Source organism: Kocuria sp. WN036 (genome assembly GCF_002287015.1).
GTDB classification, from domain to species: Bacteria; Actinomycetota; Actinomycetes; order Actinomycetales; family Micrococcaceae; genus Kocuria; species Kocuria rosea.
In genome coordinates, this window is the sequence record NZ_NSKF01000033.1 from 1 (window position 1) to 12,018 (window position 12,018).

General features: G+C 68.2%; 11 protein-coding genes. 5 read left to right on the forward strand and 6 right to left on the reverse strand.

Features of this window, described 5'->3' with window-relative positions; genetic code table 11:
* Positions 1–386: 386 nt before the first annotated feature.
* Together mscL and CK505_RS15875 are read right to left on the reverse strand one after the other, a co-directional pair.
* Positions 387–779 carry a large conductance mechanosensitive channel protein MscL gene (gene mscL / locus CK505_RS15870; protein WP_031283557.1) on the reverse strand — a complete coding sequence of 131 codons (393 nt, stop codon included), beginning with the start codon at positions 777–779 and terminating at the stop codon, positions 387–389.
* Between the two features lie 394 nt (positions 780–1,173).
* Positions 1,174–1,374, reverse strand: a complete 201-nt coding sequence (locus CK505_RS15875) for an antitoxin (RefSeq protein WP_017834502.1) — start codon at positions 1,372–1,374, stop codon at positions 1,174–1,176.
* A gap of 404 nt (positions 1,375–1,778) precedes the next feature.
* On the opposite strand from CK505_RS15875, the gene CK505_RS15880 reads away from it, so the two are divergent.
* Entirely contained in the window at positions 1,779–2,405 is a 627-nt protein-coding gene (locus CK505_RS15880) for a dihydrofolate reductase family protein (protein WP_017834501.1), read from the forward strand.
* Between the two features lie 894 nt (positions 2,406–3,299).
* Here the strand turns inward: CK505_RS15880 and CK505_RS15885 are convergent.
* Positions 3,300–4,523, reverse strand: coding sequence for a heparan-alpha-glucosaminide N-acetyltransferase domain-containing protein (locus CK505_RS15885; protein WP_255250984.1), 1,224 nt, complete (start codon positions 4,521–4,523; stop codon positions 3,300–3,302).
* Between the two features lie 380 nt (positions 4,524–4,903).
* Positions 4,904–5,344, reverse strand: coding sequence for a hypothetical protein (locus CK505_RS15890; protein ID WP_095651685.1), 441 nt, complete (start codon positions 5,342–5,344; stop codon positions 4,904–4,906).
* A gap of 207 nt (positions 5,345–5,551) precedes the next feature.
* On the opposite strand from CK505_RS15890, the gene CK505_RS15895 reads away from it, so the two are divergent.
* The 4 genes from CK505_RS15895 to CK505_RS15910 all read left to right on the forward strand — a co-directional run bounded on the left by CK505_RS15895 (position 5,552) and on the right by CK505_RS15910 (position 10,064).
* Positions 5,552–6,301, forward strand: a complete 750-nt coding sequence (locus tag CK505_RS15895; RefSeq protein ID WP_095651686.1) for a response regulator transcription factor — start codon at positions 5,552–5,554, stop codon at positions 6,299–6,301.
* A gap of 101 nt (positions 6,302–6,402) precedes the next feature.
* Positions 6,403–7,857: a cell wall metabolism sensor histidine kinase WalK gene (locus tag CK505_RS15900; protein WP_251356359.1), complete on the forward strand. Its 1,455-nt coding sequence runs from the start codon at positions 6,403–6,405 to the stop codon at positions 7,855–7,857.
* Positions 7,858–8,147: 290 nt separating this feature from the next.
* On the forward strand, positions 8,148–8,699 hold the full coding sequence (locus CK505_RS15905) for an AAA family ATPase (protein WP_095651707.1): 552 nt from the start codon (positions 8,148–8,150) through the stop codon (positions 8,697–8,699).
* A 141-nt stretch (positions 8,700–8,840) separates the two neighbouring features.
* On the forward strand, positions 8,841–10,064 hold the full coding sequence (locus tag CK505_RS15910) for a DUF3500 domain-containing protein (RefSeq protein WP_095651688.1): 1,224 nt from the start codon (positions 8,841–8,843) through the stop codon (positions 10,062–10,064).
* 164 nt (positions 10,065–10,228) lie between these two features.
* Here the strand turns inward: CK505_RS15910 and CK505_RS15915 are convergent, their stop codons facing one another.
* Together CK505_RS15915 and CK505_RS15920 are read right to left on the reverse strand one after the other, a co-directional pair.
* Positions 10,229–11,686 carry a hypothetical protein gene (locus CK505_RS15915; RefSeq protein ID WP_095651689.1) on the reverse strand — a complete coding sequence of 486 codons (1,458 nt, stop codon included), beginning with the start codon at positions 11,684–11,686 and terminating at the stop codon, positions 10,229–10,231.
* Positions 11,683–12,015: a helix-turn-helix domain-containing protein gene (locus tag CK505_RS15920; RefSeq protein ID WP_095651690.1), complete on the reverse strand. Its 333-nt coding sequence runs from the start codon at positions 12,013–12,015 to the stop codon at positions 11,683–11,685. Before CK505_RS15920 ends, CK505_RS15915 begins: the two co-directional genes overlap by 4 nt.
* Between the last annotated feature and the right edge of the window lie 3 nt (positions 12,016–12,018).

Consider the following 12,018-nt stretch of genomic DNA (forward strand, 5'->3'; position numbering starts at 1 on the left):
TCGTCCTTGGATGTCAGAAGATGCTTGCGATACTCGCACACAGATTGCGTGTACCGCAATCGTCACCGGGAAAGTCCAGGCTAGAAGCCGAACGGGCATGGTAGGTCCGGGGGCCATTCGCATCCCGCACGGCACGTCACCCCGCGGTGATCAAGCAGGATAAGCCCAGGTCAGAAGGCAGTTGGGGGAGCATCGGGGCCGTTACCCGGAACCTCACGATGTGCAGAAACCGCGAATAGAGTCGTTGTCGCTTTACATATGGCCCGTTAGCGGCGGACCGTGCTGCGGTAGAGGTTCGTTTTCCGAGACGTCTTCTCGTATGGATGGGGAGGAAAGGAGCAGGGCCCGTCCCGAGATCCGGGACGGGCCCTGGCGGGCGGAGAGGGTCAGGAGCGCTGTTTGAGGGCGTCCCGGATCTCGGTGAGGAGTTGCACCTGGGGGTCGGCCTCCTCGTCGGCGGGGGCGATGCCCAGGCGGCGGTTGCGGGCCTCGATCATCTTGTTCATGGGCAACACGATCGCGAAGTACACGGCGGCGGCCACGAGCAGGAAGTTGACCAGGGCGGTGAGCAGCACCCCGAACCGGATGTCGTTGCCGTTGAGTGTGATCATCGCGAACGAGTCGAAGTTGGGTGAGCCCACCAGCGCCGAGATGGCGGGCATGAGCACGGACTCGACGAGGGCGTTGACGACCTGGGCGAAGGCGGCACCGATGATCACGGCGACGGCGAGGTCCAGGACGTTGCCCTTCATGATGAATTCTTTGAATCCTCTAAGCATGCGCCCAGACTATCGGCGCTGAGCCCACCGAGAACCCCGCCGCCCTAACCTATTGAGACCGTATCGATGTCCTTTTAGACGCTGCTAGCGGCACATCGGTCCGAATGCTCAGCGCCGCCTGCCCCTGGGTGCCTTGTGCCCACCGCCTGGGGGCGGGCAGTGCTGGAGTCGTGTGGGAACGACCCGTTGTGGAGGCCCGCAAGGGGCAGGGGGCTGGTCGGTCGAGTGCTCGGTGGCGGCCGCCTCGAGGGGTGCGCACGAGTGGGCCGGTCGGACACCTGGGCGCCGCATCCCGTGCCGGGAAGGGAAACCGGCTCCTCGAACTGAAGGTCGACGTCACGACGCGGGCCTCGGGCCCCACATGGGGTCCGAGGCCCGCGACAACACGTGCGGATCAGTTCTGCTGATCCTCAGGGTTCTGCTCGCCGACCAGACCTCCGGCGTGTTCCTGGGCCTGGTCCACCTGGTCCTGGAACTTGTTGCCGGTGTGCTCATCGACCATGTCGCCGCCGCCCTGGATGCCCTGCTCCACCTTGTCCGGGTTCTCGCTGGCGAAATTCTTGGCCTTGTCCGCAAAGCCTCCGAGATCCACCATGGTGACTCCTTCCTCGATCGGTCAGGGCGAAATCGTCTCCGCCCGGGAACTCGTCCAGCCTGGAACAAGGCCCCGACCCGAGTCAATCGATAGTGAACAGACACGGCGACCTGTTTTGCGCGAGCGAAGGGCCCCGGGGCGCGAAAGTTGCCAGACAATGGGAACTGTCGCGCGACAGTCCGACAAGCGGTGGGGGGCCGGTCAGCGCGACTCCGGACTCCTGCCGTGAATCATCACCGGGCTGTTGTGCCGGCCTCCGACAGGAACCGGGCGAAGCCAGCAGACCCGATCGTGATCGGCACGAACGGCTGGGCTTCCACGAGGGCTGGGGCACCGTCACCAGACTGCCGCCCGAGCTCGTCGAGCCACGGACCTAGACCCACGCCCACCGAAGGGAGAAGACGATGAAGCTGACCGTCACCGAGTTCGTGAGTCTCGACGGGGTGTCCCAGGGCCCGGGATCACCCGAGGAGGACACCAGCGGTGGGTTCACCCAGGGGGGATGGCTGGTCCCCTACCTGGACGAGGCGTTCATCAACCGCGCCGCGCAGTGGTTGGGCCAGGCCGAGGCACTGCTGCTGGGCCGGCGCACCTACGACGCCTTCGCCAGGGACTGGCCGAAGATCACCGACCCGAACGATCCCTTCACCGAGCTCATGAACAGCCTGCCGAAGTACGTCGCCTCGCACACCTTGACCACCGGCCCGTGGAAGCCGACCACGGTCCTCTCCGGCGACGTTGCGGCCCAGATCGCAGAACTCAAACAGCAGCCCGGGGCCGAGCTTCAGATCCACGGAAGCGCTCGACTGGCCCAGTCTCTGCTGGCCGCAGGACTGATCGACGCACTCCGGCTCGTGGTGGCCCCGGTCGTCCTCGGCCACGGGCGCCGCCTCTTCCCCGACGGTGGCGCGCCAGCGCGCCTGCAACTGGTCAGCAATCAGACCACCCCGGGCGGGCTCGCCCTCCAGGTCTACGAACGGACCGGACTCCCGGCCTACGCGACCTACACGGGCGTGTCGAACCTGGCCTGAGGACAACGATCACCCGCGCACCCGTCCGCAGAAGCCGTAGCCGTACCCGAGCCACGGCACGGTCGGTTCGCGGCCAGCCATCGGACTACCTCGACGCGCGACGGCACAGCGGGACCGCCGCACCGGAAGGTGTCAGGTTGGGTTCCATGCCACCAGGGCCCCAGCGGAGAAGGCTTCCGCTTTACATATGGCCGGCTACCGGCCGCCTTGTCACGGCGGTTGCATCGGTCCCCAGTTGGACGTGGTGTGAGGCGGAGGTGTCGGCGCGCGGTCATCGGCGGCCAGCGTTTATGCGCTCCGGGCGCCGGCATTTCCGTGTCAGCGGGCCGGTTCCATAACGATCAGGCTCAGTCTCGGAGGGCCGAAGTTCCTGCAGGGAATGCGCAAATAACCCAGCCCCAGGGGTCGCAGCAGGCGCAGGTCGTCGGCCAGGAGTCCTCGGTCCAGAACACGCTTTGGGCGCGCTCTGTCACCGGAATATCACCGGCGGAGACCAGGGTGACCCCGGCTGGCCATCCAGGTTGAACAGCAGTACTCAGCGGAACGAAGTCGAAGACCTTTCGACATTGCATACAGGTCATGTCGCCCTCAAAGTCGACAATCATCAGGTCGTCACCTTTTCCTGGTCCTTGGTTTTCTGGCCCTTGGGAAACTTTTGGAGGCTCGGTTGCAGATATGCCGGCATCATCTCGTCGAACGGCCTTTCCTCGATTTTAAGAGCTGGGGCGATTGCTTGATGGAGACCACGACGCCAGTGCTCAGCCAGCTGTGGGGAAGGCCCAGTTCATGCCCGATGGCAGACCCCGAGTACTCCTGGAAGTGGAGAGTCACGATGCCTCGATTCGCCTTGGGTGAGCGGGCGGCGGTGGTGGTTGCCGGTGTGCACACAGGGGTTCAGGCCTTTGGATGGCCGCCGAGGATTGCTCGGCGGGTGAGTTTGACGCTGCTGCCCACGACCCGTTCGAGAGGTCCTTGTCCCAGGGCTCGTTGCCATGCGGTGGCGAAGAGCGCGGCCACGACCACCTGGATGATGAACCAGAGGTAGGGCTGGTCGTAGTGCACCTCGGTGGATAGGGCCAGTAAGTGGGTCGAGTACAGGGTCAGCGTCATGGAGCCCATGGCGGCCAGGGGCAGCAGCCATTTCTCGAGTGTGCGGCCCAGCAGCAGGAAGAGTCCGAGCACGGCCGTCCCCGAGCCCAGGCACATGGCCAGGGCCAGGGGGGTGTTGGTGTGCGGGCCGGCGATGGCCAGCCACCACCAGGTGGTGGTGGGCAGGATCGGGTCGGGGCCCCAGATGATGATGTCGTCGATCCCGTCCTCGGTCAGGGCGGGGGTGTGGTTCATCAGTTGGTCGTAGCCGCCGGCCTGGAGGATCAGGACCCAGTAGACGAACCACGCTGTCACGGCCATGATCATCCCGGATGACAGCAACGCGGCCTGGGTCTGGAGGTCGGCCAAGTCCAGGCGCCCGATGGCCAGCCCGGCCAGGAGGTAGGCGAGGTAGGGCAGGGCGGGGTAGGTGCCGGTCAGCAGCAGATGGGCCGCTGCTGCTGCGGGTTGCGCGGCGAGATCGGCGAAGCCGGGGTTGAGGTCGGTGAAGACCGGCAGCGCATCGCGGGTCAGGTGCGTGAGTACCGGGGCGGCCAGGGCGAAGAGCCCTGCCCAGGCGATGAGCGCTGTCACGGAGCGGCGCAGGAAGGGGATGACCAGCAGGAAGAAGGCCCCGTAGTAGACCAGGATGTTCACCGCGGGTACCTCCTCGGAGGTGATGCCCGGGATCACGGGGTTGATAGCCAGGCCCAGGCCGGCGATGAGCAGTGCGCGCACCAGGATCCCGGCCCGGTCGGCGGTCATGGCCCGGCCGGTGTGCGGGGTGTGGCCGCCGGTGGAGAAGGCCAGGCTCACCCCGGCCAGCAGGGCGAACAGGGCCGCGGAGCGCCCGGCAAAGACGGTCCACTGCGCGGTGGGTTCGAAGGTCTCGGGGTTCCAGGCCGGCAGGATGTGGATGGAGATCATCCCGATCAGTGCCACACCGCGGGCGGCGTCGATCCCGGCCAGGCGTCGCTTGGCCGGTGCGGCCGCGGTGCCCGCTGCGGCATCGACCGCGTCGTCGGTCAGAGCCTTATGGGGGGGGTGGCGCCCACGGCGCTGCTTTCGGGTTCTTGGGCGAGGTGCCCGGCATCGGGTGGTGGGAAGATGCGGTCATCACAGGCTGAGCCCCCAGGTGATCTCCGGGTGGGCCCCCTGCCCACCGGCGCGGGTCCGAAGACCCGTCTCACCTTCCAGCCTTCTGGGCGTCATTAGGGCTCGACTGTTGGAATGCTGTGACGCGACTTTGCAAATGTTTACCGTGCGGACCGATCACACCACGGCATGGGACGACTGTCTGAGAGATCGGCCATAGGGAGAAGCCAGCACCGAGCCGGATCGAGGGCATGATTCTGGGACACCTATTAGCGGCCAAGGCCCGACCTGTTCAACCATGCTGTGCGTGACGGTTACGCGGCGTTGGGAGTCTTCGAGGCGCCGAACGCGTCCAGTATGGTGCGGGCTCGGCGCAGCGCCCCGGTTCCGGTGCTCCGGTCGGTGGCCTGTGTCGTCGTCGTGGCCGGTGCGGTGAGCGTGTGGGTGGGGGCGGTGGAGCGTTGGGTGGCGGTGTGCCGGTAGGCCATGGCCTGCAGCTCCACGGCGGGGTACTCGAGGCTGCGCCGGGCGGCCTCAGTGGGGCGGGTGGTGGCGAAGGCGGTGGCGGCGTCCTGCAGGGCGCGGGCGGCGATGAACGGGGCGGCGGCCTCCACATGGGGGCGCACCGCGATGCGGTAGGCGGCGCGCTCGAGTTCGGTGCAGTCCTCCCAGCAGGGCGCTGCGGGGTGGGCGGCCCGCTCGTACTGCGCGCGGGCGGCGGCCTCGACGGCGTCGGTGATGGTGATGGTGCGCATGTCCGCTCCTGGGCTGTGGGGTGGGTGATTGGTGCAAGTGATTCCAGCCTCCGTCCGGAGTCTGTGCCCCGGCTGTGCCGGTGGCCCCGGTCCACCTGAGAACCCGGGGGTCACGGCACAGGCTGCGCACAGGTTCCACAGCAGTGAGGCCTACATTGGTGCTGCACGCTGGTGTTGTCATCGCCGTCCCCGCTACCGGGAGCACCTATGTCCTACTCCTCCAGCTTCTCCGCTCTCACCGAGGTCCTGCCTCGCCTGACCCACCCTGACGGCTCGCCGATCCGGGTGCTGGTCGTGGACGACGAGCCGGCGCTGGCCGATCTCGTGGCCATGGGCACGGGCCTGTGCGGGTGGGAGACCCGGATCTCCCACGAGGGCTTCGACGCCGTGGCCCAGGCGCGCGACTTCGCCCCCGACGTGCTGGTCCTGGACCGGATGCTGCCCGGGCTGAACGGCCTGGAGGTTCTGGCCCGGATCCGCCGGTCCTATCCGGAGGTGCCGGTGCTGTTCCTCACGGCCAAGGACACGGTCCAGGACCGGATCGAGGGCCTGGCCTCGGGCGGGGACGACTACGTGACGAAGCCCTTCTCGATCGAGGAGGTGCTCATCCGGCTGCACCGGCTCGTGCAGCGCTCTGGGGCCGCGGCGCAGGACAGCAACACGCTGGTGGTCGGGGACCTGGTGCTGGACATCGGCAGCCGTGAGGTCACCCGCGCCGGGGAGGCGGTCGAGCTGACCGCCACCCAGTTCGAGCTGCTGCGCTACCTGATGGAGAACCCGCGCCGGGTGATGTCCAAGGCCCAGATTCTCCACGCGGTGTGGCACTACGATTTCGCCGGGCAGGCCAACATCGTGGAGCTCTACATCTCCTACCTGCGCAAGCGGATCGACGCCGGCCGCGCCCCGATGATCCACACCGTGCGCGGGGCCGGGTACGTCATCAAACCCGCCCTGTGATGTCCTCCGGCTTCGCCCGCGGGGTTCGGGGCGTCCATCGTGAAGATCTTGGTGCGGGGTGGCGCCGTCGCCTCGAGGCCTTGCGGGTTCGCACCAGGCCGTTGCGCACCCGGTTGCTGCTGGTCATGGTGGGACTGCTGGCGGTCGTGTGCGCGGGCATGGGGCTGCTGGGGCAGGCGGCGCTGGACCTGACGCTGACCCGGCAACTGGATGGGCAGCTGTTCCAGTCCACACACCGTGTGCTGGAGGTCGGGGTGCAAGGCGTTGATGATCTGGACGGGGACGACGACTCCCCACGGGGGCCCACGCCCCTGGCCGGAAAGGTGACCGTGCGCGTCATCGAGGGTGAGGTCGTCGGCGGCCGGGTCTTCGGCGAGGACGGCACGGAACTGCCCGTTCCTACCGAGGACATCGAGCGGCTCGAGGAACTCGTGGCCCGGCTCGGTGATGACGCCGGCGGACGCCGAGGAGCGGAGATCCACCCGATGGACGCCACGCTGTCCTCGGGGTCCTACCGGGTACTGGCCTTGGACGATCCGGAGCGGCTGGGTTCCGTGCTGGTGGGGATGCCACTGGTTGAGAAGGAGGAGACTCTGGCCTCCTTCGCCCTGGCCAGTGCCGGGATCTCGGTGCTGGGTGTGCTCGGGTCCGGGATTATCGGTTGGGTGCTGGTGCGCCGGTCACTGCGACCCCTACAGCAGGTGTCGGCCGCGGCCGCCGGGGTGGCCGCGCTGCCGCTGGCCACCGGGGAGGTCTCTTTGGCCGACCAGCAGGTCCCGGCGGGACTGGCCGAGCCCGGCACCGAGGTCGGGGATGTGGGCCACGCCCTGAACCTGTTGCTGGCCAACGTCGACTCCGCCCTCACCGCCCGCCAGCACTCCGAGACCCGGCTGCGCCAGTTCGTCGCCGACGCCTCCCACGAGCTGCGCACCCCGCTGGCGGCGGTGCGCGGCTACACCGACATGCTCCAGCTCACCGAACCCCTGACCGAGACCGGCCGGGCCTCCCTGACCCGGGTCGAGCAACAGGCCCTGCGGATGAGCGCCCTGGTGGAGGATCTGCTGCTGCTGGCCCGCCTGGACGAGGGCCGCGCCCCCGACCTGCGTGAAGCGGACCTGGCCGAGCTCATGCTCGAGGCCCTCACCGACGCCTCCGCCGCCGGCCCGGACCACCGGTGGTCCCTGGACGTGCCCGACCATCCCGTGCCGGTGTGGGCCGATCCCACCCAGCTGCGCCAGGTCCTGGCCAACCTGCTCTCCAATGCCCGCAAGCACACCCCGCCCGGCACCGCGGTCACCGCCACGGTCACCACCGGCGACGGGTGGGCCGAGGCCTGCGTGCTGGATGAGGGCCCGGGCATCCCGGCAGCGTTCCAGGACCAGCTCTTTGAGCGTTTCAGCCGCCTGGACACCTCCCGGCAGACCCGGGAGGGCAGCACCGGGCTGGGCCTGTCCATCGTCCGCTCCGTGATGACCGCCCACGGCGGGGACGTCACCGTGGACTCCCGCCCCGGCCGCACCCTCTTCACCGTCCGCTTGCCCCTGCACACCGTCTGACCTGAGAACTGGAACAGGACCACCCCTCATACCACCCACCGCAGTAGCACCGACCAGAACAGCACCCGTGGTCGTGATGCGCTCCAGCCGACAGCGCCCCGGCGGCCCATGGGTGACGAGCAGGTCATCGGCCCCGGGCGGGCCCAGCACGCATGTGAGGCAATCGATGGTTCCTTTGCTCAGTAGTCCCAGCAATGGTCGAATGAGGAGGCACCCGAGTGTGGTGTGGTGATCCGATAGCGCGAGGGCCGTGGCCCCACTTCCCCCGGGCCCGCCACTCCCGGACCATCGTGCTGCTGGGCATCGACGGGGCAGGGAAGACGACCACGGCCGCAACCCTGGTGGCCGCGGAACGGGAATTGGGTCGGCCGGCCATCGTGCTGCGCAACCGCTCCGGGCGCCGCTGGTTGACCCGCCGTTCAGCGCGGGCTGGGGTTGACCTCCCGGTGCGTTGGGTGGACGGGATGGAAACCGTGCTGCGCACCGCCAACGTGCTCGTGACCCAGGTCTGGGCCGCACACCGGGGCGGGCTGGTGATCATCGACCGCCACCTGGTGTGCCAGCTGGTGCTCCGAGAAGTCCGGGGGCTGCCTCCGGGCCGTGTCCTGCCGTGGCTGGCGGTCGCCTTGTTGCGCGCGGACGCCGTGGTCGTCCTCGACGTCGCGGCCGAGACCGCCCAAGAGCGGATCCTCACCCGCGCGGAAGACCACGAGACACTGACCTATCTCCGGGCCGCCCGGTCCGCCTATCTGGACCTCGCCCGGACCCACGGATGGAGCGTGGTGGACGCCACCGCAACGACCGAGGCAGTCCTCACCCGGATCCAGCACGCAACTTCCTGAAGCGTTCGAGGACACTCCGGCCCCGCTCCTGACGGAACGGCACTTGTACAGCCCCAGCACAGGTTCACCGTGTGGCCGGCACAGAGCCGGCGCGTCCAATGAAGTGCGAGGACCCCCACTTCGGCATCACAAGGAGAAACCATGACCACCGCCACCCACCGCTTCCGCAAGACGGCTGCCGCGTTCAGTCTGATCGGCGTTCTGTCGATCAGCGCCTGCGCCCCTGCGGCCACCGACGCCACCACCACCACCACGGCCAGCACCACGTCCTCGACATCGACGCGGAACACCTCACCGGGGACGACCGTGGAAACCATCACGGACACGACGGCCGCCGCACAGAACTTCCTGGCAACGCTCTCGGAAGAGCAGCGCGAGCAGATCCTCTACGCCTACGACGACGAGACCAGGACCACCTCGTGGTCGAACTTCCCCGCCACCTTCGTCCAGCGCGCCGGGCTGAACCTGGCCGACCTGACCGAGGAACAGCAGACCGCAGCCCTGGCCGTGCTCGAGGGACTGCTCAGCGAGGAGGGCTACCGGTCCGTCACCGGCATCATGGGCGGGGACCAGTTCCTGCTGGAGAACAGCAACAGCACCGATGACTCCCTGGGCCAGTACTACATCGCCTTCTTCGGCGATCCCTCCGACACCAGTGCCTGGGAGGTGCAGTTCGGCGGCCACCACCTCGGGATCAACGCCACCCTCGACGGCACGGAGGGTTCGGTCACGTTCGCCCCGACGCATCTGGGCTCCCAGCCGGCCGTCTACACCGACGCCGACGGCAATGAGGTGGAGCCTGTGGCCGGGATGTACGAGACGGCCTTCGCCTTCTACGACAGCCTGAGCGAGAAGCAGCAGGCGCAGCTGTACCAGGGTGAGCAGGTGAGCAACCTCGTCTGCGCCCCCGGGGACACCTGTGACTACCCCACGGGCACCGGGATCGCCGGGTCGGAGCTGACCGAGGAGCAGCAGCAGCTGCTGCTCGATGTCATCGCCAACTGGGTGGGGCTGGCCGACGAGCAGACCACCGCCGCGGCGCTCGAGCAGATCAAGGCGTCCTTGGACGAGACGTACGTGAACTGGTCCGGGTCGACCGTCTATGACATGGCCGCCGGCGAGGGCATCTACTTTCAGATCTCCGGCCCGGACGTCTACATCGAGTTCTCCAACCAGCAGGGCTCGGCAGGTGCTGACGTGGCCGGCTACACCACGGGAGGGTGGGGGCACATCCACACCATTTACCGCGACCCGTCCAGCGACTACGCAGGGGCCGTCACCCAGCAGGAAGCCACCGGCATGGGTGGTCCCGGTGGCGCGGCCCCGGCCGGTGAGCCGGCAGGCACCCCGCCCGCGAACGGCTGACCCCGCTGTCCGGACGGACTTCACATGCCAGTGCCCGCCGGTTGTCCCGCACCACGGTGCGGCACGACCAGCCGGCACGAGTGCTGGCCTTACGTGTTCGAGACCGGCGTATTCGATCGACTTTCTGAGTGAGCAAGGCGGTTCGGGGCGGGGGAGTCTGGCGGTCAGGGGCCGGTGCTTCTGTTGGTGATGTAGTCGGTGAAGGTTGCGCCGGCGTCGCGGCGGTGGCGGTCGGTGACGGAGTAGCTGTAGTGGAGGGCGTCGGCCACGACGGGCGCGGGCATTTCCAGGACCAGGGCCCGGAGTGCGGCGTTGCGGGCGCCGAGGATCTCGATGCCGCGCTCACGCAGGGCCATCATGATCGAGTTTTGGTGCATGTGCTGTCCTGGCCGGGTGCCGGGGAAGAGCCAGGTGTTCTTCCGGTGCGCGGAGGTGTTCGTGTTCGGCAGGGCATTCAGGTGGGCTCGAACGATCTCGTCGAACGGGGGCGGGATCTCGAGCCGATCATTGGAGAAGGCCACAGTGAGCCGGTCTCCGGTGTCGTGGACCTGGTCCAGGCTCATGCGCGAGATGCGGGTGAGGGGCTGGCCGTAGAGCAGCAGGAAGAGGGCCGCGACTCGTTGTGCTCCGGGGATCGGGGCTGAGGGGTCGGTGAGGGCACGGATGTGCGCTAGGCGTTGGGTCTGGCTGATGACCGGTGTGGTCTGCGCGGTGCGGTAGGGGAATTCCACGGCTGGCAGGTGTCCGTGCTCGATGGCCCAGCGGACGAAGCTTCGGGCCAGGCTGCGGGTCGTGGGCCCCTCGGCCAGCCAGGAGTCCACATCGTGCTGGGTGCATTCCTGCAGGCAGTGCCCGCGTGCCCTGAGGTGGTCCAGGAAGCCGATGGCCATGGTGGTGGACTGCTTGGCGGCCAGGAAGGTGCCCTTCTTCAGCGCCCCGGTGCTCTCGAGGTGGCGCATCCGATTCAGGTGGGTCCAGCGGGCGTATTGGCTGATCAGCAGTGCGTCTTGGGCGGGCAGGGCGCCGGTCTTGGTCTGCAGCCAGGTGTGGAAGCCTTCGATGTCGAGGTTCACCGGCTCCAGCAGCTGGTGCTCGATGCACAGGGCGCGCAGGAAGGCGACCTTGGCCGCTGACGGGTGGTTCCGGAAGGTCTCGTGCGTCAGGGGGACATGTCCCTGGGCGATGTCCCGCAGCAGCTGTTCGGCCTGTGGGTTGACGGTGAGCCAGATCCGGGCGCTGCGTGCGTTCTTCTGCGAGGTCAGGGCGGTGAACAAGGGCCGTAGCGGTGCGGCGATGGTGCCGGTGCCGTCATCGAGCACGGTGGTGAGGTCATCGGCGAGGCAGCAGTGCGCGCACAGTCCGGTGCGCACGGGTTCGTCCTCGCGCCCGCACCGGGTGCAGCGGAAGTTGCTCGGGATCCCGGTGCAGTCGGTGCAGGCCGGGGCGCCTTCCAGGAGTCCGGGCAACAGCCGGTGCTGGGCGCAGCCGGGGCAGGTGCCGTGGATGCGGGTGGCGCGTTCGTAGCAGCGCCGGCAGATCCGCCCCTCGGGCCAGATGGTGACGATCCTGACCCCGGTGCGGTGGCAGCGGGTGCAGCCACCGCCGTGGGCGGGCCTGCTCATTCGGGTCGGTGGATCCGGGCCCGGATCGGGCGGATGGCGTCCTTCTTCGCGATGCCCGCCTCGGTGCCGGTCAGGCGGTGGCGGGTCTCGGTGGCGACGACGGTGGTGGGGCAGAGTTCCTCGAAGGTGCAGTCCAGGGCATCGAGCAACGCCGCCAGCAGAGCCAGGTTCATCCGCTCGGGCCTGGACCCGATCAGCCGGTAGATCTGGGAGGACGACAGACTCACCCCGCGGTCCTGCAGGTGGGGGATCAGGTCGGAGAGGTTGTTCATCCCGCGCGCGGCCATGATCTCTCGTAGCCGCCAGGTGTACTCCACGTGCCGTTTCATCGT